The 24,906-nt window shown below is 42.5% G+C and carries 22 protein-coding genes; 10 read left to right on the forward strand and 12 right to left on the reverse strand.

Annotated elements, in window-relative coordinates; all coding sequences use genetic code 11:
* Nucleotides 1-12: 12 nt before the first annotated feature.
* Nucleotides 13-504, reverse strand: a complete 492-nt coding sequence (locus tag MA_RS16610) for a rhodanese-like domain-containing protein (protein ID WP_011023115.1) — start codon at nucleotides 502-504, stop codon at nucleotides 13-15.
* Nucleotides 505-1,071: 567 nt separating this feature from the next.
* A complete protein-coding gene (locus MA_RS16615; RefSeq protein ID WP_011023116.1) occupies nucleotides 1,072-2,883 on the reverse strand; it encodes a KUP/HAK/KT family potassium transporter in 1,812 nt (603 codons plus the stop codon).
* Nucleotides 2,884-3,482: 599 nt separating this feature from the next.
* Between MA_RS16615 and MA_RS16620 the strand changes: the two genes are divergently transcribed.
* On the forward strand, nucleotides 3,483-4,970 hold the full coding sequence (locus tag MA_RS16620; RefSeq protein WP_048066453.1) for an MATE family efflux transporter: 1,488 nt from the start codon (nucleotides 3,483-3,485) through the stop codon (nucleotides 4,968-4,970).
* 97 nt (nucleotides 4,971-5,067) lie between these two features.
* Here MA_RS16620 and MA_RS16625 read toward each other — a convergent pair whose 3' ends face one another.
* The 4 genes from MA_RS16625 to MA_RS16640 form a co-directional block, all read right to left on the reverse strand.
* A complete protein-coding gene (locus MA_RS16625) occupies nucleotides 5,068-6,273 on the reverse strand; it encodes a prenyltransferase/squalene oxidase repeat-containing protein (RefSeq protein WP_048065630.1) in 1,206 nt (401 codons plus the stop codon).
* Nucleotides 6,263-7,108, reverse strand: a complete 846-nt coding sequence (locus tag MA_RS16630; protein ID WP_011023120.1) for a hypothetical protein — start codon at nucleotides 7,106-7,108, stop codon at nucleotides 6,263-6,265. Before MA_RS16630 ends, MA_RS16625 begins: the two co-directional genes overlap by 11 nt.
* A 79-nt stretch (nucleotides 7,109-7,187) precedes the next feature.
* Complete coding sequence (locus tag MA_RS16635) at nucleotides 7,188-8,651, reverse strand: radical SAM/SPASM domain-containing protein (RefSeq protein WP_011023121.1); 1,464 nt, start codon at nucleotides 8,649-8,651, stop codon at nucleotides 7,188-7,190.
* A 63-nt stretch (nucleotides 8,652-8,714) separates the two neighbouring features.
* The gene (locus MA_RS16640) at nucleotides 8,715-8,894 is read right to left on the reverse strand and encodes a hypothetical protein (RefSeq protein WP_157860289.1); all 180 of its coding nucleotides are present in this window, start codon (nucleotides 8,892-8,894) and stop codon (nucleotides 8,715-8,717) included.
* Between the two features lie 649 nt (nucleotides 8,895-9,543).
* Here MA_RS16640 and MA_RS24735 point away from each other — a divergent pair.
* The 7 genes from MA_RS24735 to MA_RS16680 all read left to right on the forward strand — a co-directional run bounded on the left by MA_RS24735 (nucleotide 9,544) and on the right by MA_RS16680 (nucleotide 15,430).
* A complete protein-coding gene (locus tag MA_RS24735; protein ID WP_011023123.1) occupies nucleotides 9,544-10,473 on the forward strand; it encodes a cupin domain-containing protein in 930 nt (309 codons plus the stop codon).
* 644 nt (nucleotides 10,474-11,117) lie between these two features.
* Nucleotides 11,118-11,576, forward strand: a complete 459-nt coding sequence (locus tag MA_RS16655; RefSeq protein ID WP_048065631.1) for a MarR family winged helix-turn-helix transcriptional regulator — start codon at nucleotides 11,118-11,120, stop codon at nucleotides 11,574-11,576.
* Nucleotides 11,577-11,616: 40 nt separating this feature from the next.
* Nucleotides 11,617-11,748 carry a helix-turn-helix domain-containing protein gene (locus MA_RS28890; protein WP_226990636.1) on the forward strand — a complete coding sequence of 44 codons (132 nt, stop codon included), beginning with the start codon at nucleotides 11,617-11,619 and terminating at the stop codon, nucleotides 11,746-11,748.
* Between the two features lie 287 nt (nucleotides 11,749-12,035).
* A complete protein-coding gene (locus tag MA_RS16665) occupies nucleotides 12,036-13,472 on the forward strand; it encodes an MATE family efflux transporter (RefSeq protein ID WP_011023126.1) in 1,437 nt (478 codons plus the stop codon).
* Between the two features lie 136 nt (nucleotides 13,473-13,608).
* Nucleotides 13,609-13,743, forward strand: coding sequence for a hypothetical protein (locus MA_RS29500; protein WP_281085298.1), 135 nt, complete (start codon nucleotides 13,609-13,611; stop codon nucleotides 13,741-13,743).
* A gap of 141 nt (nucleotides 13,744-13,884) precedes the next feature.
* Nucleotides 13,885-14,070 carry a hypothetical protein gene (locus MA_RS16670; protein WP_048065632.1) on the forward strand — a complete coding sequence of 62 codons (186 nt, stop codon included), beginning with the start codon at nucleotides 13,885-13,887 and terminating at the stop codon, nucleotides 14,068-14,070.
* 961 nt (nucleotides 14,071-15,031) lie between these two features.
* Nucleotides 15,032-15,430, forward strand: a complete 399-nt coding sequence (locus tag MA_RS16680; RefSeq protein ID WP_011023127.1) for a secondary thiamine-phosphate synthase enzyme YjbQ — start codon at nucleotides 15,032-15,034, stop codon at nucleotides 15,428-15,430.
* Nucleotides 15,431-15,530: 100 nt separating this feature from the next.
* Here the strand turns inward: MA_RS16680 and purF are convergent, their stop codons facing one another.
* The 3 genes from purF to MA_RS16690 form a co-directional block, all read right to left on the reverse strand.
* The gene (gene purF / locus MA_RS16685) at nucleotides 15,531-16,967 is read right to left on the reverse strand and encodes an amidophosphoribosyltransferase (RefSeq protein WP_048065634.1); all 1,437 of its coding nucleotides are present in this window, start codon (nucleotides 16,965-16,967) and stop codon (nucleotides 15,531-15,533) included.
* Nucleotides 16,968-17,016: 49 nt separating this feature from the next.
* Nucleotides 17,017-17,187, reverse strand: a complete 171-nt coding sequence (locus tag MA_RS25780) for a 50S ribosomal protein L37e (RefSeq protein ID WP_011023129.1) — start codon at nucleotides 17,185-17,187, stop codon at nucleotides 17,017-17,019.
* Nucleotides 17,188-17,330: 143 nt separating this feature from the next.
* Nucleotides 17,331-17,549, reverse strand: a complete 219-nt coding sequence (locus MA_RS16690) for an LSm family protein (RefSeq protein ID WP_011023130.1) — start codon at nucleotides 17,547-17,549, stop codon at nucleotides 17,331-17,333.
* Between the two features lie 537 nt (nucleotides 17,550-18,086).
* Here MA_RS16690 and thiD point away from each other — a divergent pair.
* Both thiD and MA_RS16705 read left to right on the forward strand, forming a co-directional pair.
* Nucleotides 18,087-19,430, forward strand: coding sequence for a bifunctional hydroxymethylpyrimidine kinase/phosphomethylpyrimidine kinase (gene thiD / locus MA_RS16700; RefSeq protein ID WP_011023132.1), 1,344 nt, complete (start codon nucleotides 18,087-18,089; stop codon nucleotides 19,428-19,430).
* Nucleotides 19,431-19,802: 372 nt separating this feature from the next.
* Nucleotides 19,803-21,101, forward strand: coding sequence for a TrpB-like pyridoxal phosphate-dependent enzyme (locus MA_RS16705; protein WP_048065635.1), 1,299 nt, complete (start codon nucleotides 19,803-19,805; stop codon nucleotides 21,099-21,101).
* Between the two features lie 421 nt (nucleotides 21,102-21,522).
* Here MA_RS16705 and MA_RS16710 read toward each other — a convergent pair whose 3' ends face one another.
* From MA_RS16710 to hisD, 3 genes are all read right to left on the reverse strand, one after another.
* The gene (locus MA_RS16710; RefSeq protein ID WP_011023134.1) at nucleotides 21,523-21,930 is read right to left on the reverse strand and encodes a DUF1699 family protein; all 408 of its coding nucleotides are present in this window, start codon (nucleotides 21,928-21,930) and stop codon (nucleotides 21,523-21,525) included.
* 618 nt (nucleotides 21,931-22,548) lie between these two features.
* Nucleotides 22,549-22,962 carry a DUF1699 family protein gene (locus MA_RS16715; protein ID WP_011023135.1) on the reverse strand — a complete coding sequence of 138 codons (414 nt, stop codon included), beginning with the start codon at nucleotides 22,960-22,962 and terminating at the stop codon, nucleotides 22,549-22,551.
* A gap of 100 nt (nucleotides 22,963-23,062) precedes the next feature.
* Entirely contained in the window at nucleotides 23,063-24,364 is a 1,302-nt protein-coding gene (hisD, locus tag MA_RS16720; protein WP_011023136.1) for a histidinol dehydrogenase, read from the reverse strand.
* Between the last annotated feature and the right edge of the window lie 542 nt (nucleotides 24,365-24,906).

The raw sequence follows: 24,906 nt of genomic DNA on the forward strand, positions 1-24,906 counted from the left end.
CAACTAACACTTTTATTGTGGCGACAATAAGAGATACCACACATTCTTCCATGAGTCATAGGTTGCTACAATTGGATATCCTTCCTGTACCCATTTGGTGAGCCCGCCTTCCAGGTTAGATACCTCTTTGTAACCAGCGTCTACCAGCAGACTGCTCGCCTCAGCGCCTCTTTTTCCTACCTTGCAATAAACAAGTATTTTTGTATTTCTATTACACGGTAACTCTTTCATTCTTGCCGGTAACAGCTCATCAGGGGATAACGCATCAGGGTCTGATTTTAAATTTCTCAGTGGTATCAGTACTGCCCCTTCAATTTGTCCATCGTCATATCCAGATGGTGTACAAACATCCAGAATAAATATATCTTCTTCTTCGATCATCTGTCTAGCATCGCAGGCAGTCACATTTGTGTATGTGCATTTGCTTGCTGCTGCCATTCCAGGTGAAATTATGAGAAACGCTAGAAGAATTGCAGCAAAAAATAACATGCATTGTTTATTCAATTACATCCCTCCGTATTCGCCAATTTTCCCTAAAAAACCCCAGAATTTGTGAGTTCATTCATTCAAACATAGCAACTATTATTAAAATCCGAATTTAGAAACAGTACCCAGAAGTGACAGTTGTTTACGTTATAAAGACATTTTCCAATATTCATTAGCTGAAATCTGTCATATTGTATAATAAATTGGTACAAAAAAGCAAGAACCCAAAATCTGGATTTTAATAAATACATAATGTACTGAATTCAAATATATAGGTAATTAGGAACAATTGATCCGTATAAGAGAAGTTGGACATATAGTGTCATAGTTGTTTTCGATTTTAATGATAATTCCATAAATAGTCAGATTAAATTAATTTTTTCACGAGGAGCATAAATTTGTTATTAAATTAGGGGGCTGAGAGAATAGGATTTGGCTTTTTTACCTGAATGTATCTGATTTAAACATAAAAATTTCCGCTCAGGTATTTGAAAGGCTTAAGTACTTGAAAATGCAGCCCTGCTTTCATATTTCCTGACCTACGCTCATATTACAAAACATTATTCCATATTTCCTGTTCTGCTATCACATTTCAAACCTTGTCAAAACCCCATGAAGCTTATCAGAAGGAAGCTTATAGAACTGGACAAAAGAAGGGGACAGTTTTTTAATTACAGAAAAGACTTTCCATATAAGATTACTGGTAAGAATGTCTTCTATTCCGTAAAATATTGTTTTTTCCTGAATGCCTTTATCTTTAAGGATCTGAACAACGTCAATTACTTCCATATACCCCACATTTATCTCAAAAACTCTCAACCCTTTTGCCAGATCCTTTGCAAAAGAGCTTTTTACTCCGAAAGGACTTTCACATTTGATAATTGAAATAAAGATGTTGTCTTCATAAATAATGTTGTTCTCAAACATTACATTGGAAATGTACCTGGGAACATAATTTATGTCTCGGGCAAAGAAAAGAGCAGTCCCACTGATTTTATTTTCACTGGCATACACCTGCTTATATTTTTCAAGGAAATCACCAATCTTCATGGGGTTCATCAGTTCATAAAGCTTCTTTTGTCCGGAAGTGTATATAATGATCAAAGAAAATGCAATTGCTGCTATCACAATGGACCAGTAACCTCCATGAGGGATTTTATAAGTGTTCGAAAGGAGAAATACTACGTCGATAACGGTCACAAAAAGAGATACAAAAGACCTGAACATCCTCCCTTTTAAATAAAAAATCAAAGTCATCATCAGGCCCGTAATTGACATGGTTCCCGTAACTGCCAGCCCGTATGCAGCTGCAAGTCTGTGGGAGTCCCTGAACTCAAAAATCATAAATAAGACGGAAATAAGGAGAAGCCAGTTTACTGCACCGATATATATCTGGGACCGCAATTTGCCTGAAGTATAATCGATCTTCAGCATGGGAATTATCCGGGTCGTAATGCCCTGATATACTATTGAGAACATGCCACTGATCATGGCCTGAGAAGCAATAATCGTAGCTGTGATACTCAGGATAAGGAATGGGATATATATGACCTCTGCCTGCTGATTTATCATTTCAAAGAGAATATTTTTTGACTCCGGGTTTCTAATGATAAATGCTCCCTGTCCTAAATAATTCAAGACCAGTGCGGAAAATACAAGTCTCCAAGCTTTCAGAATCGGCTCCCTTCCCAGATGCCCCATATCGGCGTACAGTGCTTCTCCTCCGGTCGCACACAGGATAACTTCGGATAATACAAAAAATCCCGTAAACCCGTTATGTAGGAGAAAACTGATAGCATAATAAGGGTTTATGGCTCTTAGCACACCAGGAGTGTAAAATATTGAGGCAATACCTGAAAATGCGAGGGATGCAAACCATAAAACCATTACTGGACCGAAGACCCAGGTGATTTCTTCCGTTCCCTTGCTCTGGACTGAAAAAAGAGCTACTGCGATTATGCCGGCAATGAACATAATAGCCCCCTGCCCGATGTCCTGGAAATCAGGTATGATCCTCAGGCCTTCAACGGCACTCAGGATGCTGATTGCAGGTGTAATGACCCCGTCCCCTACAAGAAAAGAGACCCCTATATACGCTAACAGCGTGATAAAAGCCGCATTTCGGCCGGATTTAATGAGAGGGACGAGCAGTTCTTTTAAAACAATAGTCCCTCCTTCTCCTTTTTTTCCCAGGCTCATCGCAAGCCAGGCGTACTCCACGGTTACTAGTGTGATAAGGGTCCAGATAATTAAAGATAAAACGCCTATCACATGAACTTCCGTAGGCCTTGTTAGAAGGAATATAACCGTAAGGGTATAGATGGGACTGGTTCCGATATCTCCAAAAACAAGCCCCATCGAATTTATTATTCCCCTGAAATCGGATTTTGAAAACATAACATATCACTTTATTTGATCCATGAATTTAGCAAAAATCTGATCCGAGGTGGAAGTCCCGTGGATTGAAACTTTATGTCAACAAATCATGATTTTACTCTGGCCCAAAAGGAGTGAAAAGGAATCGAATTTACAGGCATTTTAACTCGCGAATTTCCCATCCTCATTTAAAATTCGCCTATGGCTTCTGATAGTCTGTATTTTGTTTGATCAACCTTAAAGCAAATTGTATTGTAATAAGAAGATGCTGGGAACTGCTTTTTCAGAGATAGATTCGGATATAAAAACCCTGCCCCTTATATAGATAAATCGAGTTTGACCAGCACCAGGAAGATTAAGCGGGTTTGAGTTTTCCACTCCACAAAATGTGTTTTTCAGGTTTACTTTTAAATCAATCCATATGAACGGAAAATAAAAAACATTTCGTTTCAAATAAGAAAATGTAAAAGGCAGAGAAATCAAAGAAGATTAGAATATAACATGCAAGCAGAAAGATCAAAGAAGAATAAGTGAAATGCGTAAGCAGAAAGATCAAAGAAGAACAGGATAAAAACATATGATTGAATAAAAAACATGCAAGTCCAAAAACGGCGGGAAAAATGAGTATGGAAACGGCAGAAGAAAAAGGGAACACAGAAGAAAAAAAGGCAAAAAAGGAAAAATTAGAAGAAAGCCGGGATGGAAAGGAAAAAACAGGAAGCATCCCCTCTCAAAAAGTTACAGAGGGAGTGGACGTACTTCTCGGGGACCCCAAAAAAGCTGTTGTCAAGCTCTCGATTCCGATTATAGTTGCAATGTCCGTACAGACCATCTACAGCCTGACCGATACCTTCTGGGTTGCGGGATTAGGGGCAGATGCCCTGGCTGCCATAGGGTTCTCTTTTCCTTTTTTCGTTATCCAGATGGCGCTTACAAGCGGGCTTGGTGTGGGTGGAGGGGCTGCAATCTCCCGACGGATAGGGGCCAGGGATAAGGCAGGCGTGGATAATGTTGCAGTGCATACCTTTGTGCTCATGGTAATCCTCACGGTTGCCCTTACGATTTTCGGACTTGCCTTCGTAAGAGACCTTTTTATGTACAGCGGGGCCGGAGGGACTACGGACCTCGGAGTTGCTTATGCCAGGGTTATCTTTGCAGGTAGTTTTGTTTTCTTTTTTGCAAACGTTTCAAACTCCATCCTGAGAAGTGAAGGGGACGCAAAAAGAGCCATGCAGTCCATGATCCTGGGCTCCGTCCTGAACATAGGGCTCGACCCCATTTTCATATACGTCCTTGGTCTGGGGGTCGCAGGAGCAGCCCTGGCAACGGTAGTCTCTTTTGCATGTTCGGGATTGCTGATGTTTTACTGGTTCTTCGTCAAAAAGGACACCTATGTGTCTTTTGATTTTCATTCATTCAAGTTTAACCTGGCAATTGCCAATGACATCTTCAGGGTCGGAATACCCTCTTCAGTCGAACAGGTTGCCCTGGCAATGACCGCTCTGCTCATGAACCTCATCATTGTCAATGTCAGCAACACCGACGGAGTTGCAGTCTATGCCACAGGTTGGAGGGTTGCAAGCATTGCGGTCGCTCCCTTAATAGGAGTTTCAATTTCCGTAGTTTCGATTAGTGGCGCCGCCTTCGGAGAAAAGAACTTTAAAAAAGCCCGGCATGCCCTCATTTACGCAACGGAAATCGGCTTTCTTGCCGAAGCCCTGATAGGCATAGCCGTATACGTATTTGCCCCTCAGATTTCAGCCGTTTTCACTCAGGCTGAAACTGCCGCCCGTATTGCTCCGGAACTGACCAGACTCCTGAAAATTATGACGGTCTTTTACCCGGCGGTTACCTTCGGAATGCTCTCTGCCTCTCTCTTCCAGGGAGCAGGAAAAGGAACAAGCGCCCTTATTGCCACTCTCCTGAGAAGTCTGGTCCTGACTCCCCTCTTTGCCGTGCTTTTTGCATACGAATTAGGCTGGGGGCTGCTTGGGGTATGGTGGGGACTGGTTGCAGGTACGGTTATTGGCTCACTGATCACTTTTGCATGGGCTCAGGTCTATCTGGGGTGTATGATAAAGGAAGAGGGGATAGGGGAGAAATGTTGAAAAAAACATCCGTTTTGGAATTTCATAGTCCACAAACAGCAACCAGTCCATAAAGAAACCTGATTGCGACAGTGCACCCACAAAGATGAAAGATCAGTCATTCGTGAGAAGCAGATCCGGAATAATAGCCTGATAAGTTAAGAAAATCGTATAGTGCACCCATTACTGTTGCTGTTGTAAATAAGAGATTAACATCGGTTACGACTTCACACTTTTCGCGATTCGAACCAACCCACGGTTCACGAACCTGCGGATCGGGAACTCTAAGTATCGGTTTTGAAAACCAACTGCCATCTTCGTTCTGGTTCTCAATTAGCCATAAGACCGAGTCTTTGACTTCTCTTGAATGGATGTTGTTCTCGAATAAAAGGAGCGAAGATAAGGAAAGGGCTGTGTAAAAAGGATAAGGGACAGCTTCGTAACCGTTTCCCCACCCTTTTGACGGAACAAATATGCTCTTTAACCAGGAGATAGCCTTCTTGACCGGATCAATTTCTCCTAGTTGCTTTAAAAAATTACAGGCTAAACTCGTTCCGTAGATCCTGCAGTCCCACCAGTAAGAGTCCCAGTATCCGGCAGAATTCTGCCTGCTTATCAGAAATTCCCTGGCCTTCGAGATTTCCTGCTCAAACCATTCCGGACCTGCGGTCAAAAAAGCATTTCCTGCCATTGCTGTTATTGAAGGCTCGGAAATACACCAGGCACTGTCTGGCATTGTATGATATTTCCCGTTTGAACCTGGCAAATAAGTTAAAAAACCGCCTGTGTTTCTATCCTGGTAAGAGGCGAGCAGGTCAGCAAATTCATGCAGATAAAAAACAAAATTTTCCTGAGTAAGAAGATTTTCTTTTTTGAAGTAATATGCCAGAAGACGTACCACGTTAGCTGTAGAATCCGCATCAGGAAGGCAGTTCTGGTGGTATCCCCAGCCTCCGGAAGAAAATTTTGTGTGAAGCAGCCAGACTATTGCTTTTTGAACAGATTTATCCGTATTCGGGAGCCTGGAAAGGCTGTATGCGATGTAAGCAGTTACCCACTGAGAACTTTTTCCCATTCCCGGGATGTAAAAATCCAGCCAGTAACCTTCGTCGGACTGATTTGAAATGATAAAATTACTTGCCTTCCCTATCGCCAGTTCAACAGCATTTAACATCCGGTTGTTAAAGATCTGGTTGTCTGAAATTTTGTCGTTTAATATCCGGTTATCTGAGATCTTGTCGTTTAAGATATTTTTATCTGAAATCCTGTCGTTTAATATCCGGTTACTCAAAATCCGGCTATTTAATACCTGTTCATTTGTCAAGATTGAAAACCCTCTTATCCAGATATGTAACAAGATCTAACGGCGGGTAACGACTATCCCAGGATTCCTCATTGCAGCGGAGATAAAGCGTTACTTCCAGGCCTGTTTTTTCAGTATAACCGATGCCTAACCAGTGCAAATATGCATTTTTATTTTTTTCAAACCAGATAAAAAAGTCTTGCGAACAGGGATTCAGGTCAGAAACCAGATAAAAAATAGATTTTTCCAGGGCTTTCAGGCAAATTTTGGAACCCGTGGAGATATGGTATCCAAGAACCAGGCCCGAGGCATTTCTGGTACTGATCTGATTCCAGTCATCCGGAGGGATAAGTTTCATTATTTCATCAAATATACGGGGCGATGGAATCAGTTTTTTTAAATCCTCAATCACCTGGGCATAATTGTCAGGAGTGACAAGGGAATAGGTTTTCAGGACCCAGTTACCATTTGAATCAAATTCATAGCCATATCCTTCGTTTGCTTCGTGGAAGTAAACTCTTTTAGCGTTCATATCGAAATTTATGCCCGCAATTATCCGAACATTTTCATTGTGCCTGTTTTTTATCAGATCATATAGCTCTTCGGGGGCAGCCATCAAATCGAGTAACTTTTCTTTTTTTTGCCATATTTCAGTGCCATTTATTCCAAAAATCGGAATGGAGTATCTGTTATAACTTATTGAACCGGAACTTATCTTAACGGAACTTTCAACCATAGGAGAATAGGAAACTCCCCAGCAAGCATACATTTCTTCAATCGAAGAATAAAAGTCCAGAACTTTTCCAACGGTACTTCCATTTGACCCGCTTTTGATTAGATTGATATGCTCATTCATAGAACCACAATTTAACTGTTGTCAAAATTAAACTGTTATCAAAAATTAGCAAATTGTTTAAAATTAGGGAGATGCTTTATCAAATTTCTCTAACAGGCAGTTTCGTCTGAACGGGACATTCCGGTTGTGCATCATAAATTGTGCCATATGAAGAAAGTACATCTCTGTAACAGTACCCTTTAATTCGATGGCAAGCTTCGAATTCTAAACAGTCATAGCATACGGAATTTTTGAATTTTTCACGGGGAGGGTATATAAAATCAGTGATTTTCTTGGAGTTCCATACCCCCATGATTCCTTCATCAAACACATTGCCCACAATGAACTCTTCCCTGTGAGGAATCTGTTCGCATAAAGTAACATCTCCATTTGGCTGGATAATCATATTCGAACGGCCCCCGGAGCATACCGCCCGATCTTTCCATTTCTCAGGAGAAAGGTTTCGGTTTCCTCCGGTGGTCAAATTTTGTTCAACGCTTATATTAAGAAGAGGGTAATTTTGATTTACGTACTCTGCAAAGTTAGAGATGAACTCTTTATGCTTAGAGGATAAAAATAAATCATTATTATGTCGGTATTTACTTCTACTGTATTGAACAAACTGAAAATCCCTGACTCCAAGGTTCGCAAACTCGTCAACAATAGCAGACATTTCAAGATAATTAAAAGGGGTGAGAACGCATTTTATTTTGGGACATATCCCTACTTTCATTAAATTCTTAACCGATTGAATTGTTTTTTCGTAATGGTCTTTCTTTTTGACCATATAACCTGCAGTTGGTGCATCAACACTATCTATACTTAGCTGGACATATCGGAACAGGTGTTCGGGTTCATCCCCGATACCAATATGCATTGATGCCAGGCACTTAGCCGTATTTTCATCAATAAAGGATTTTGTCGAAAGCAAAAAAACAAAATCTCTGTCTACCATTGCCTGCAATATCTCAAGTGCGTCCGGGCGTGCAAAAATGTCGGTTCCGCCGATATCTACAAGGAAAATTTCATTTTCCTGAAGTTCATCAAAAATTCTGCTCCACTGACTGAGCTCTTTTTCCTCGCACTTTTTCCTCTCTGCATAACAGTATATACAGTCATAATGGCAACGGTTTGTAAACGATATGCTCACAGACAGAGGTCGGGATAATCTCACTATGGGGAATTGATACCCTTCAATATCAGGAATCAATTTTTCAAGATTGCTGAGCGAAGGACTTTTTTCACCCTCAAGCACCAGAATATTTAAATTGAGAATTGCTGCAATTGTTTGATCAACGATCTCGGACAACTTTTTACTGTTGTTTTCCTGGCATTCCGGATGAACTGTTTCATAAAGACCGGAAAAGATTTCCAGAGCATGTTTTTTGATATCCGATAGATTGCTGGTGCCATCAAAGAAAGGAAGAATCAGGGCTATATTAAGAGGCAAAACAAAGTATTTGTTTTTCTCAACAGTGCTTTCATAAGCGACAACATATTCTCCATCGTTTCTTAAGATACTGTTTCCTGCTAAATAGGGGAAGTCCTGTTCACAAAATTGCATATGAGATCAACAACCAAAAAAAGTAAAGAGTGCATCCGAGAGTGATGCACTACAAAATTCAGCTTACCAGCGCATACCATTCGAACACTGGTCGCAACCTACTTTTTCCTGGGCCGCAAGCAGCGAACTTTCAAGATCTTGTTCTGAAACATTAATATTCTTCTTTTGCAGTTCATCCTTTACCAGTTTTACGAACTCAGGCACCTTACTTTGCGCATTTTCAGATAATGTGGGTTTCTCCATACTATACCTCCAATTTATTTGGATTTGAATCTTCTCACAATCTTTCTGGAAAATCGCCTGCAGGACTATTTCAAGCAAAAGATTTCAAGTGATGAAGCAAATATACAATGTATTTTCTGGTATAAGACACTTCCCAACAGTCTAAATTTATAAAAAAGTTATAATTGTACTCGAATAAAGGAATAACAAATATACCAATATATTGTGAAAGTGTGAACATATATTATACAGTAAGACTAGAAAAAAGCGGAAAATAGAAGAAATCAAAGTTGTACTGATGCGAAAACATCCCGCAACTAGTGTGGGATAGTTAACTCAAAGTAGGATAGTTAACTCAAAGAAAAATGACTCAAGAATTCAGAGATTTTCTCCAAAGCATTTTATAACAGGCAGACCCTGCCCTCTTCATTTCATTCAGTATCTTTTTTAAGAATCCCTGTTTCCAAAATTATATGCTATTTTGCACGCATCAGAATTATAATAAAGCCCTCAAAAATACGAAGCCATTGATTCTTAAATTCGAATCATTTTTTCTGGCACGCAGGGGATACAGGGCTGGGGATATAGAGTTCAAAAACGAATCCTGCTCAAACTCCTATCAGGGCTTTCGTTCAAACATATAAAAAGAAATAATAATCAAGGTTGGAATATGAGAGCCTCAAAAATCTTTATTCAGTTTGCCCTTCTAATTTCTCTGGTTCTTCTGCTCCTGAGCGCTTCAGTTTACTCTCAGCAGGAAGATCAGGTCAGGGAACAGGACAGGGACAAAAATTACACGCAAGTTCAGCTACAATCAGAGCTTTCGACTCAGAAGGATACTGTTGCTTTAAAGGTCCGTGAAGCTGCAAGCCTTGTGGAAGAAAAAGGAGAAGGATCTTTTCCCGAATTCAGGGTAAATGGCAGCAAATGGCTTTATGATGATTTTTACATCTATGTCTGGAGACTTAATGGAACAAGGGCTATCAGAGTTGTCTATCCTCCGGACATTCAAGGGGAAGGACAGGACGTAAGTGGGATTACGGATGTCAACGGCAAGCCCATAGGAAAGCTTTTCATCGAGACCGCCCTGAGCGAAAGTGGAGAAGGCTGGGTATCCTACGAATGGCCAAAACTCGGGGAAGCAAAACCTTCAACTAAATACGGTTTCATAAAAAGAGCTACTTTCGGGGGGGAAACGTATCTTGTGGGTTCGGGCTTCTATATCGAAGATTACCTATTTACGCGAGATACCGAAAATTGCGAATTCATCAATGCAACAGGGGTTTCCCTGTGCGAACTGATGCACCCGGAGAGGATGAAAAACAACCCCGGAATCAACTACAGCATTGCATATGCGGTTGTGGGTCCCGGAGAAAAAAACCTCCCACACAGGCTTTCAAACCCTGAAACCTATTACACGCTTGAAGGTAACGGGACGCTTTACATCGATGACGTGCCAGTCACCCTTCAAAAAGGAAAACTCGTCCTTGTTCCTGCAAATGAAGTTCGGTATGTAGAAAATACGGAAAACTCTTCTCTTCTCCTTCTTGTGATAGATCAACCAGCCTGGAAAGCTGAAAATGAGGAAATAATAGGCTAAGCAGGAAAAAATGCGAGAACTTGAAGGGGAATTGAGGGAGAATAAGGTAAACTCCTGGCTGTAAGAGTTTTACTCATCCCTTCTTATTAACTTTTTTAGATTTATGGTATTAATCGACAGCAAAAGAGCACAAAATCTGGAAAAAATGGCAGCAAGATCAAATACCTGATAAGGGAGACTGTGGAGGAGGCCTGATGCGGACCCCGATAAAGTCTCTCTGACAAGAATTCTTAATAAGGGTGTCTGATAGGGATTCCCGATATTTGAATATATTTTCATTTATCAAATCATAAAATATAAATAAAACCTGTTCCTTCATTAGTTTGAAATTGAACAGTAAGAAAAGTAAATAATAAGATTTAATACAGTCATGATTCGGATGAAACGATAGAAAAAACCCAGTCAAACCCAAAGTATTCGATACCCAGGAAAAACAGTTAAATCGGATAAAATTCAGTACATTTCGGTACAATCCAAAAGAATTAGTAAAAACCAGTCCGAACCCATCAGAGGATTTAATCAGGCACGCCTCACAAACAGACCTACAAGATCAAAAACGCCTCCAAAAAAACTTCTGATGGTCACTGGCCCTGGCATTATCATCCGGATCAGGACTGGTAAAAAGCGCCTCGCCGTGATGACCGATGAAAGAAGAAAGAATAAAAGAAACTGTAAAACTTCAGATTGAGATGATCCACCTTCTTCATAAAAATTTTTTTAAGGCATTTCATCAGACAGGTAACAGCCAATATAACCTGAACAAAAATCAGAATAAAGCTATCCTGATTATAGGGGGTGTAGGCGAGATCATGCCCACAAATCTTGGAAAATGCCTGGACCTTCAGAAAGGAAGCCTGACCAGTATGATCGATGCTCTGGAAAAGAAGGGGCTTGTCTGCAGAAATGGAGATCCCGGGGATCGGAGAAAAATCCTGGTTTCACTCACGGAAAAAGGAAAAGCTTATCGGGAATGGTTTACAGAGGAGCTTGAAAAGAATTATTCAGGGGTTATGACCAGACTTGCTGAAGAGGATATTGCAGCCTATCAGGAAAGCCTGAAGACAATACTCGACACATTGAAGAAACTGGATGAAACTGCCTGAAAAGGAAAAACAGATCCCTAAAACAATACTGAGATCTTCAATGTACCCGGAGCTCGTAAGCAAAATCAAGAAGCTCGGATTAACGGAAAATGACGTGAAGATCTATATAAGGCTACTTATCACGGTTGATGCGACAGCAAGAGAAATCCATGAGCTTACGTATGTTCCCTGACCAAAAATTTACGCTACACTGGGAAAGAATGCAAAAAAGGAATATATAGAGGGCATAGAAAGAACTCCGGCATATTCCGGCTGCATTGATCCGGAAAAACTAACTGAAAAGTTAAAAGACGAATTCCTTTTCTCCCTGCAGGAAACATTGAAGGAACTTAATTCTGCAGGTTACGGCATAAAAAACATGTGCTGTTAATTCCTGTCTGAGTCCCCTGAGCTCCAGAAAAGAATCAAGCCATCCGAAGAGGAAAAGGGAAAAGGACACATTAAAAGGATGATAACTAAATGAAACCCAGTACTGCCGTAAATTCAAATCCCTTCGATTCTGAAAAAGGGCCGGGGACAAGTGGAGTTGAAATCCTTTCGGGAGACCCGAAAAAAGCAATTATCAAACTCTCAGTCCCGATGATTGTCGCAATGTCTGTCCAGACTATTTACCAGCTTGTAGACACCTACTGGGTTTCAGGGCTTGGGGCAGATGCCCTAGCTGCGATGGGCTTTGTATTTCCTTTCTTTTTCATAAGCATGGCTCTTTCCAACGGGCTTGGAATAGGAGGAGGGGCTGCAATTTCCAGGCGGATAGGCGCCCGGGACAAAACAGGAGCAGACAACGTAGCCGTACATACGATTGTAATGATGTTGCTGCTCGTGCTGATATTTACCATACCCTTCTATGCTTTTGCCCCCCAGATCTTCTCTCTGGTAGGAGCGGGAAGAACAACAAACCTTGCAGTAGCTTACGCGAGGGTGATATTCCTCGGAAGCTTCGTAGTTTTCTTTACGAACGTAGCTAACGCCATCCTCAGGGCCGAAGGGGATTCAAAGCGGGCAATGCAGGCAATGGTCCTCGGCGCAGCCCTGAATATTGTCCTTGACCCTATATTCATATACACCTTTAACATGGGAATTGCAGGCGCAGCCTGGGCAACCCTTCTTTCGTTATTCATATCTTCACTGATGATGCTGAACTGGCTCTTTTTCAGGAAGAATACTTTCGTTTCCTTCGAATTTAAAGGCTTTAGTTTTGAAAGAGATATTGTGAATGACATCTTCAAAGTAACAATCCCTGCCTCGACCCAGCAGCTTTCCATGTCATTGTCCATGCTTATCCTCAACCTTATTATCGTGAATGTGAGCAATACCGACGGAGTTGCAGTCTACTCCACTGGCTGGCGGGTTGCTACAATTGCAATTGCTCCTCTCGTAGGTATCGCAACAGCTGTCGTTTCTGTTTCCGGAGCTGCCTTCGGAGCGAGGGAATTTGAAAAAGCCGAAACAGCCCACACCTATGCAATAAAACTGGGGCTCCTTATCGAAAGCGGAGTTGCCATATTTACTTTCATTTTTGCCCCGCAGATTGCAGCCATTTTCACGCAGACAGAAGAAGCCGCCCATATAGCACCTGACCTCGTCCACTTCCTGCGCGTGATCTGCATCTTCTACCCTTCAGTCTCCTTAGGGATGCTTTCGACCTCTTTCTTCCAGGGCGCAGGAAAAGGCATGAACGCCCTTACTGCAAACCTCCTGAGAACCATAGTATTTATCCCGCTCTTTGCGGCTATTTTCGCTTTCACTCTTGATATGGGCCAGGTAGGGGCCTGGTGGGGAATTGTTGTAGGGAATGGGATGGGAGCCGGAGTGACCTTTGTCTGGGCAAGGCTCTACCTCAGCACAATCCTAAAAACAGGACCCCTGAACAAGCCCATAGAACAGGGAATTTGAAAATATATTTTATACAGCGGTTCTGAAAAGCAGTTTATCCATTAGATACAAATATTTATATAGAAAGAATAGGTAATAAGTTACCGTCTGCCGGCAAACTGAAAGAATAAATTCGATGTCTAAAAGGTGAGCCAGAATGAAAGAAACAGTTCCACAGAAGCCGCTGGAACCAGTTTTACACGGTTTCCTGCTCCGTGACAGCACATTCTTCCCAGCCTCAAAGATAAAAATCCTGAAGCTCTTCGGGTTTCTTTCAACAAATAAAACATAAACCCGAAAACTTCCCTGAAATGCAGGAAGAGCTTACCTCCTAAGCAATAAAAAAATAAAAAACTATTCGGAAGGCGGATACGTTTACAAACAAAGCTAAAAAAATTTCCTCCACCGAAAAACGGCGAACCTACCCAACCAATTGACAGAGAAACCCCATAAAACAAAGCCCATAAAGCCAAAAATTGCCCGAACTCAACCCTTGAAAATTGAAAAATTACCTGAAAAAGCTTCCGATAAACAAATAAAAAACGACCTGGTAAAAATCTCTAAAAACGAATGGAATCTAAAAAAACGAATGGAATCTAAAAAAACGAATGGAATCTAAAAAAACGAATGGAATCTAAAAAAACGAATGGAATCTAAAAAAACGAATGGAATCTAAAAAAACGAATGGAATCTAAAAAAACGAATGGAATCTAAAAAAACGAACAGAATCTAAAAAAACGAACAGAATCTAAAAAAACGAACGGAATCTAAAAAACGAACGGGGTCTAAAAATGCATTTCAGAAAACAGATTCTATAAAAACAGATTCCAAAAAACAGATTCTATAAAAACAGATTCCAAAAAACAGATTCTAAAAACGGTTATAAAGGACGAGAATGCCAGAAATACTCAGATACAAGTCTTCCCAAAAAAGTCTTCAAATCTGTCTTCAAAAAATATATTTCAACGCGACACCCAACAAATGAAGCCAGAATAATTTGAAGAAATAATGCGAGACACCAACAGCTCCATCCCTGGAGTAATAACCAACATCTAAAAAACGGTAAGCGTGAAAATAAACCCTGCCCAAAAAACGTTCAACAACCGGGAAAGGGAAAGGAAAGAACTGGAAACAAAACTCCAGTTCTTTTCCGAAAAACGTAACCTTTCGAATTCTTTTCTTCTATTCTGTCCTAAACTATTCTCTAGTCGGTATTCAATTGATTTGTTAGAAATTGATACCTATTTTCTTTTCGCTTTTCTCTTCTCTTGGTTTCATTTTGGTAAAGATAGCTCTAGATAGCTCTCCTGCGTCTCTTTATTTTACCATTGTTTTTAAGTCGGTCCTCTTGAGCTCAGCTCACTTCTTAACCCATAAATAGTCTGCTTGAGCGGAGCGAAACAGACAGCGCACTGCAGAGCCGCAACTCTGCCGAAACAGACAGCGCACTGCAGAGCCGCAACTCTGCCGAAACAGACAGCGTACTCCCGAGGCGCAATTCGGGAAGCGAAACTCAGGAGCGGAAAATCCTTAAATTCAGCCGAAAATACAATAGTTTACATCAGGTTAGGGGGCAGGACTTGAAACTCAAGATTGAAACTTCAAAGCGCATAGAGCTGATAGACATTACCCAGGAAGCCCAGGAAGAGGTAAGGATAAGCGGGATACAGGAAGGTATATGCATCATCAGTGCCAGACACACAACTGCAGGGATTATAATTAATGAGAATGAAAGCGGATTAAAAGAAGACATTTTGAACCTTCTGGAAAGACTTGTTCCTCCTGGAGCCGGGTATAAGCACGACCGCATAGACAACAACGCCGATGCTCATCTCAAAGCCGTCCTGCTGGGGACGAGCGAAACCCTGCCAGTTGTACAGGGCAAACTGGAACTCGGCACCTGGCAAAGTATCTTTTTTGCTGAAATGGACGGCCCGAGGCAAAGGACAGTAAACCTGACGATTCTTAAGATCGCGTAAGGGACAAGCAGCAAAAAACAAATTAGAACAGCAAAATAAGAAAAAACATCAAAATAAGAAAAGTAAAGAAAAAAGTCCCTTAAGGGTTGCCTGAAGAGACTTACTTAGAGGAACTTGCGTCCTTACTGAAATCATCAAGGCGGGACTGCTTTTTTCTGCATTTCTCGCCGGGGATGTCTACAGGATACTCACCTGTAAGGCAGCCGATGCACATATCGTTCTTATCGCACTCAAGAGCTCTCATGAGCCCTTCAATGCTGAGATAACCGAGAGAGTCGGCATTTATTAGCCCTTCAACCTCTTTTATAGTCTTGTATGAGGCAATAAGTTCCTGCCGGGTTGCCATATCGATCCCGAGATAGCAGGGGGCAATAATTGCCGGACTTCCGACCCTTGCATGGACTTCTGACGCACCTGCCTTCCTGACCATATCTATGATACGCCGGGAAGTTGTGCCGCGGACAATGCTGTCATCGACAAGGACTACACGCTTTCCTTTGACGTTTTCCTGAATGGCGTTCATCTTGAGCCGAACTGCAGTTTCGCGCAGGTCCTGTCCCGGAAGAATAAATGTGCGCCCTATGTAGCGGTTCTTCATAAGACCTTCCAGATACATGATTCCGGACTCTCTTGCATAGCCGATTGCAGACGTAATTCCCGAGTCAGGGACAGGAGAAACGATATCCGCTTCAACATCATGCTCACGGGCAAGCTCTCTTCCGATTCTTTCCCGGATCTTGTAGACGAGTTTGCCGTCTATGACGGAATCGGGTCTTGCAAAGTAAATAAACTCAAAAACACAATGTGCCGGGTGGGGCTCATTTGTGAGCTGGTGGCTCTCAAAGCCTGAACTCGTAAAGACCATTACCTCGCCTGGCCTGACATCCCGGATAAGGGTGCCGTTCAGGGTATCAATAGCAACACTTTCCGAAAATATTCCATATCCGCCGTCAACTTCTCCAAAACAGAGGGGCTTGAGGCCGAAGGGGTCCCTGACAGCGTACACAACACCGTTGATGAAGATAACAAGAGAATAAGATCCAACAAGCTTGCGCATTACATTCCTGATAGACTCGATAGGATCGTGCCTTATCAGTTCCTTCACAAGCAGGTGACCGATAACCTCGGTATCGGAATTACTTATAAAAATTCGGCCTTCGTTTTCCAGCTCGTCTTTGAGCGCTCTTGCATTTACCAGATTCCCGTTATGGGCAATGGCAACTGTTCCACCCTTGAAATTAAGGATAAAAGGCTGACAATTTTCAATCCTTGACCCGCCAGTCGTAGAGTAGCGGACGTGTCCGACTCCTGCATTCCCTATAAGGCGCCCCAGAGAATCCTTGTTGTACACGTCCGGCACAAGCCCCATACCCTTGATGGAGAGGGGAGATGTCCCATCATGCACCATTATACCCGTAGATTCCTGTCCCCTATGCTGGAGGGCGTACAGGGCATAGTAAAGCTTGAATGCGACAGTATTTGACTGAGACCTGTCGTCAGGGAGGATTATGCCTGCAACTCCGCATTCTTCTTTCAATCTTGACCTCCGGTGCAGGTAAAAAATAGAGAAAATTGAGCAGGCAGGTTTAATACTTGCACTTTGCCTGCCACTTGTAAGTTCTCATGCGAGATGTCTTTCCAAAGCCGCATGAAGTACACTGTTTTGTATGCACATTGAATGAAACGCTGCCGCATCTTCTGCACTTGGCATGAGTGCGTTTCTGCCTTTTTCCCATTGATGAAGTACCTTTACTCATTACTAAATCTCCTGATAAAAATCAACTTGTTAGCATGCGATATTCGATAATTCGAAGCGATTTCGTTTCTGAATAGATTCTCAGTCATGCAGGTTCCGCATCTAACCGAGGTTTAACGTAATAGACGAAGTGCTTGATATAGATTACGGAGATACGTATACCACGTTGTCACCGCGGATAACGACACTGCTGAATTTACTTACGACTTCTCCATCTCTTAATTCTTCAGCATTGTCAAGCACGAGGTTCATGTGAATATCGTATCCTTTCAACTCGCCCCTAAACTCACGTGCTCCTTTCAATCTAACGATTACAGGTGTGTCCAGTGCGTTGTTCAAAATATCCAGAGGTCGGTTTGCCATCCTTACAATCCCCTTAAAACATTATAAATCAAGTCATATCTATATCAATATAAATAGTTAATCCAGACTTAAACTGATCGCTGCGCTTAAGTAGTTGATTATTTGCATCAAAGTCGCAAATACAATATATAAATGTATCGAAGCAATATACCCTTTTCAGTTTCTAACATATAAACGAACCCGGAGATCAGGAAAAAATGATCTTTTCGGGAGAAATGGAGAGTTGAGAGCACAATATTACTAAAACCCTTCAATCAACGCTCTCAGAAATGATTTTATAAATTTTCAGAAATTTAAACCTGCAAAAGCAAGTTCTTCATCAAAGCTACGGAAACTTTATGTAAACCAGTTTTCCAAAAGCCGGCTTCTTAAAAGCCAGCCTCCGGGAAGGCTCTACAACATTTCCGGACCAACCATAGACTAAAATAGAAATTCCATTTCCAGAGGGTAGAAGAGCAGGCCCCGGAAAAGTCAGCATATGCCAGTATTTTGAACAGATTAAAAAATGAGGAAAAAAGAGGAGTACAGAGGAATAGAATGACAGAAAACCCCTTAGCAAAAACCCCTATTGTTATGACCATTGCAGGCTCGGATTCAGGAGGAGGAGCCGGAATTGCTGCTGATCTGAAAACCTTTGCCGCCTTCGGAGTGCACGGGACCTGTGCCATAACTTCCGTAACCGCCCAGAATACAAGAGGGGTGCTTGAAACATTTGACCTTGCTCCCGGAGCTGTTGCGAGCCAGATCGAGGCGGTCTGTTCGGATATGAAGATTGAATGGGCAAAGACCGGCATGCTTGCTTCGGCAGAAATTGTAAAGGAAGTTGCAAAGCAGGTAAAAAAGCACGGGCTTTCCCTGGTGATCGACCCTGTCATTGCTGCCGAAGCCGGAGGAGACCTCCTGCGAAAAGAAGCCCTTTCGGTCCTTATCGAAGAGTTGCTGCCCCTCTGCAAGGTTACGACTCCAAACGCCTCTGAGGCAGGGATCCTTGCTGGAATTCCCGTCAAAACCTTTGAGGATGCAAAACTTGCGGCAAGAAAAATTGCAGATCTCGGAGTTGAAGCCGTAATTGTAACAGGTGGGCACCTCGATGCAAGCGACCTCATCTACGAGCCTGCCTCTGACACCTTTACCCGTATCTCCGGAACCTTTGTCAGCGGAGGAACACACGGCTCAGGCTGCACCTACTCGGCAGCAATGACCGCTTGCCTTGCCCGTGAGGACAGCCTGGAAACCTCTGCCAAGAAAGCAAAGGACTTTGTGGTGCAGGCAATCCAGAGGAGTATGCCCGTTGGCAGGGGAGTCGGGCCTGTGAACCCTCTCGGAAAGACCCTTGAGGACAAAGAGCGTTACCTTGCCCTGGAAGATGTAAAAGAAGCGGTTTTAATCCTTGCCGACAGCCCTGAGTTTGCAAAGCTCATCCCCGAGCTTGGCTGCAACATAGGAATGGCAATTCCGGGAGCCAGAAATTATGAGGACGTTGCGGCTGTGGAAGGCGGGATAGTGAGGTACAGGGGGAGGACAAAACCTGTGGGATGTGTTGACTTTGGAGTCAGCAGGCATGTGGCAGGGGTCATCCTTGCAGCCTTTCGCGAGAAGCCCGAAATCAGAGCTGCCATAAATTTAAAATATTCGGAAGAAATCCTCGCAGCCTGCAGGGATCTGGGGCTTGGAATCTCCTCATTTGACAGGGTAAAAGAACCTGAACGAGCCCGCACCATGGACTGGGGCAGTTCCGAAACAATAAAAGAATACGGAGGAGTGCCTGGAGTAATCTATGATGAAGGCGGAGTGGGAAAAGAACCCATGGTCAGGCTTCTCGGTACAGGGGCCTCAGAACTTGCAAAACTTGCAGTGGAACTTTCCAGAAAAATTGAGTAATAGCTATTGAGTAATTGAGTAATAACTATTGAGTAATAGCTATTGAGTAATTGAGTAATAGTTTGAGTAATAGCTATTGAGTAATTGAGTAATAGTTTGAGTAATAGCTATCAAGTAACTGAGTAATAGGTTTGAGTAATAGGTTTGAGTAATAGCTATTGAGTAACAGCAGGAGAAAAGCCGGCACAGATTTTCTTTTTTCGCTTTTCTGGCACATTCTCCTTTTTTCGTCATCTCAATCCCCGACTGCATTCCGTATTCGATTTTTCGTAAAGTATAATGATGTCCTATGTAAACCAGAATTGCAAAGCAGACAATACTTAAATACATCAAAGTTCGATCTTGTACAGAAATGATGTGAAGGAGATTTCCATGGAACAGACAAAGATTATCCTTGACGAAAACGAGATGCCAAAGAAATGGTACAATGTCCTTGCCGACCTCCCATCTCCGATTGACCCGCCTCTGGATCCAAGAACCTGGCAGCCTATAAGCCCGGATGCTCTTGAGCCCATTTTTCCAAAAGCCCTGATAATGCAGGAAATGAGCAGCGACCGGTATATCGATATCCCTGAGGAAGTGCTTGATGTTTACAGGCTCTGGAGACCAAGCCCGCTGTTCAGAGCTCACCAGCTGGAAAAAGTCCTCAAGAGCCCGGCAAAAATTTACTACAAATACGAAGGAGTTAGCCCTGCAGGCAGCCACAAGACAAATACCTCGATCGCCCAGGCTTACTATAACATGAAAGAGGGGACCGAGAGGCTCACAACCGAAACCGGCGCCGGCCAGTGGGGAAGTGCACTTTCTCTTGCCTGCAATTACTTCGATCTCGAGTGCAAGGTATATATGGTCCGTTCCAGTTTCTACCAGAAGCCTTACCGAAAATCCCTTATAACCCTATGGGGAGGAAACGTCGTGCCTTCCCCAAGCCCGGACACGGAATTCGGGAGGAAGATCCTGCAGGAGCAGCCTGACACCCCCGGAAGCCTCGGGATTGCGATCAGCGAGGCTGTCGAGGACGCAATAGCTCATGAGAACACAAAGTATTCCCTCGGAAGTGTGCTTAACCATGTTGTGCTGCACCAGACCGTAATAGGTGCAGAGTGCAAACAGCAGCTTGCGCAGGTCGAAGAATACCCTGACGTGGTTATCGGGTGCTGTGGCGGTGGAAGCAATCTCGGAGGAATAGGGCTTGAGTTCATAAAAGACAGGCTTGAAGGAAAACACAGCGCAAGAGTGGTTGCAGTCGAACCCTCAGCCTGCCCGTCCCTGACAAAGGGAGAGTACAGGTACGACTTCGGAGACACTGCCGAGATGACCCCTCTCCTTAAGATGTACACACTAGGCCACAAGCATGTACCGCCTGCCATCCATGCCGGGGGACTCCGCTACCACGGGGACTCTCCGATCATAAGCAAACTCTGCTCCGAAGGGCTTATGGAAGCTGTTTCATATGACCAGCAGGAAGTTTTTGATGCAGCCGTACAGTTTGCCAGGACCGAAGGAATCGTTCCTGCACCTGAATCTTCCCACGCCATCCGCTGTGCGATTGACGAAGCGCTTGCTGCCAAACAGACCGGAGAAGAAAAGACTATCCTCTTCAACCTGAGCGGGCACGGGCACTTTGACATGTCCTCCTATGACAAATATTTCAGCGGGGAACTTATGTAAAAGAACCTGCCTGAAATAACCGATAGTAAAAAGTTTGCTCTGAAAAAACAAAAAAATTAAGCCTGAAAGATATATACTGAAATATATATGTTTAAGTGTAAGATAGATATTCAGGCTAAATCTTAAAGAGTATGGGACAGATAAGATGCCTTTCAGGCGTCCTCTGTTTCTTAGAGAACTATTTTCCAGAAAATTTGTTTTAAAATGTTTTTGTATAGATGCTTCCCTGTACCGTTAAAAGGTATTCTGGTACTATTTATGCAGTACTATTTATTCAGGTACTTTATCGATGCAGGTACTTTATCGATGAAGATACTATTCTTATTCAGATTTCCTGTTGTTAATGTTCTTATTCAGCTGCCGTTATCCATACACCCCGGATGCAAAATATACATCCTGGATGTACTTTAAAAGGAACCTTTTACTCAACTGGTTTTCTGTTAAGGATATAAAGGATCATCTTCGGGCTGAGCTTGCTTTCTTTAGTCATTTTTTCGGCAACATTTTCACTTGGAATTCCTTCTGCTTTCATGTTCCTTATTTTTGTAATTATTGAAGGAGGGACGGTGTAATATTCGTTTATATCCTTTCTGTGGCCCCATACATCTCCTTCAAGCAGCTGGATTTTTTGCATTTCCAGAAACATTTCCATTGACTTTGAAATAGTCTTTTGATACGATTTAGGAAGCTGGACTATTTCGAGCTTAGGACATGTTTCAACAAGCAGGAAAATGTCTTTATTTGACGGCCTGAACGCGAGGTGGATTACTCTTTCGTTCGGGTTTAAGGAGAGAATTTCATCTCTTGAACTGACAACTCGTATTTTCATACCATTCCCCAGACCCTAATTTCGTTAAAGAATCAATAAAACCCATTATACGACAATATTTAAATATTTTTCGATGTTATGGCTAAAAAAGGTATCATTGTAAAAAAAACATATTTGAAAAAAAGGCATATAGAAAAGCAAAAATAAAATTTAATAAACAAAAATATAGGACTTTACGACCGAAATTAAGCTTAAATTTTTTACATTGTTGAATAAATATAAAAAATGTGTCTAAAAATAATTAATCGTTTTTCGACAAGAGAAATCAAAGCTAAAACTCTTTTACCGTTGCGTTCGCCGGTTAAATTGATTAAAAAAAGAATGAAGATAATAGCTAACAGGAAATGATTTCAAAGAGAAAGTGAGGAAATAATTTTCAAGGGGAAAAACCGAGAAAACTGGAGAAACTATAGAATAATTAGAGAAAAGTTTATTAAAGGTCAGAGTTCGATCCCGGGAACTCTTTTGAAAAACAAGTCCGGAAATATATGGAAAACTTTTTAAGACAGAGTCTTAAAAAGTTGCCCTCCACCTCCAGTTAAGTTATCCTTCAAGGGTACAGAATTAATACCTACATACCCCGAAAATTATGGCTGAAAAGACAGGCGAATCCACGCTTCAGGATAGTTCCAGACTCTTCTTGCTGAGGATGTAGAGAATCATGTCCGAATTCAATTTGCTTTCCCTTGAAAGTTTATCGGCAATCATCTCATTGGAGAACCTGTCGGCTTTTAATTCCTGAATTTTCTCCAGAACGTTCTGAGAAACGTTGTAATATTCGTTTATGTCCTTCCGGTGTCCCCATACATCTCCTTCAAGGAGATTGATCTTCTGCATTTCCAGAAACATCTCTATTGACTTGGAAACAGTCCTTCTGTAAGATTTAGGAAGCTGTATAGCTTCAATTTTAGGACATGTTTCGGCAAGCATGAATACATCTCTGTTAGACGGCCTGAAAGCGAGGTGGATAACCCTCTCATTCGGATTTAGGGTAGGAATTTCCTCCCGTGAACTAACTACTCTGATTTTCATATTATCCCCACTCTTATTTAAGAATCAAACTTTTATTTATTTATAAATCAAAATTTGGTTACGCACTTACATTTTATATACATATCGAATAGCAGAAATATTATTTAGAGGGTTTGTACCCAAAACGAGTCCTTATAGCGTCAGCGTGTGCTTGCAGACCTTCTTCCTCAGCTAATGCGATTATAGTTTCTTTCAGACTTTCAAGCCCACTCTTGCTGATTTTCTGGATACTGGAGTATTTGAGGAAGTGGTTGATATTCAGCCCCGAATAAATCCTGGCATATCCTGCCGTAGGCAGCACGTGATTGGTACCGGAAGCGTAGTCTCCAACCGGGACAGGCGCATAGTTCCCTACAAAAATCGATCCGGCATTTTTGATCCTGTTAAGTACGAAATCGGAGTCTTCCACCATAATTTCCAGGTGTTCGGGAGCGAATTTATTGCTGAAGTCAATGCTCTGCTCAAGAGTGTCGGAAATCAGGACTGCAGCATTCTCAAGTGAAGTTTTTACAATTTCACTTCTTGCCGTATTTTCAGCCTGAAGAAGCACTTCTTGCCTTACAGCTTCTGCAAGAATTTCTGAAGTTGTCACAAGCACCGACACTGCATTCGGGTCGTGTTCTGCCTGGGCTATGATATCCGAGGCAACCATTGCAGCATCGGCAGAATCGTCCGCTATGATAAGAACCTCACTCGGACCCGCCGGGAAATCAATCTCGGCAACATTCCTCACCTGCATCTTGGCAGATGTCACAAAAACGTTTCCCGGACCTACAATTTTGTCCACCTTCGGGACTGTTTCGGTTCCGTAAGCCATTGCCCCTACTGCCTGCACGCCCCCGAGCTTGAAGACCTTATCTGCCCCTGCTACCTTTGCTGCAGCAAGCGTAAGAGGGTGTATAGACCCGTCAGCCCTCGGAGGAGTACAAACGATAACCTGCTTAACCCCTGCAACCCTCGCAGGGATTACAGTCATCAGCACCGTTGAAGGATAGGAAGCCCGGCCTCCCGGAGCATAGGCTCCCACACTTTCAAGAGCTGTTGCCTTCTGCCCCAGAACAACCCCGGGTTGAACTTCCATAAACCAGGTAGTCTCAGGCAGCTGGGCTTCGTGAAAAACTCGTATGTTTGCAGCTGCGACTTTAAGGTGTTCAAGCAGTTCCGGACCGACCCCTGACAGCGCTTCTTCAAACTCTGCCTCACTTACCTCAAAACCGGCAAGCTCAACTTTGTCGAACTTCTTCGTATACTCCCTGAGTGCTGCGTCTCCCCTCACTCGCACATCCGAAAGTACGGAAGAAACGGTTTCTCCGACATCTGCAAGCCCGGACCCCCGGGAAATTAATTTTTTCATTTCAGCTTCCGAAGCATCAGACAACTTTTTGAATAACATTGTGACCATCTCTGAGATTACCTGGTAAAACCTGATCCGATTGATCCGATAAGTTTGGTATAAGCCCTGTATAAACGATATAATCTGATATAATCTGCTCTCATTAAATCCCTGATCTCATTTAAGATTTTACCCCAAGCACAGGCTTGAAAGAACTGAAAAAATAAGAATAATCAAGAGGATTGGAGAACTAACTACGGTTTCTCTGAACCGTGCAACCTTATTCACTATATCGGGCCGTTCTTTTCCGCTCGACGCAGGAGAGCGGTCTTTCCCGCAAAAACAAAGAAGAGACGAAAGAATATAAGAACAGAAAGTAAAGCTGCCAAGATGCTTGTGAGTTTGAGAGAACGGGGCAAATTTTGGCAAACGATTGTATTTTCTCAGCTCCGTGGAGTATGTCTCAAGTACATTGTTTCTCATAACTGTAACACCGTGTTACAGGTCCCTTTTTTTGGCAGGCAGACCAGCCCAGCCATTTGTGGCGCAGGGAGAGAAAACTGAAAGCTTACAGCTCTGACTTCCGGAAGAGACAAAACGATTATCAAAGA

It is taken from the genome of Methanosarcina acetivorans C2A (assembly GCF_000007345.1).
Classification (GTDB): domain Archaea; phylum Halobacteriota; class Methanosarcinia; order Methanosarcinales; family Methanosarcinaceae; genus Methanosarcina; species Methanosarcina acetivorans.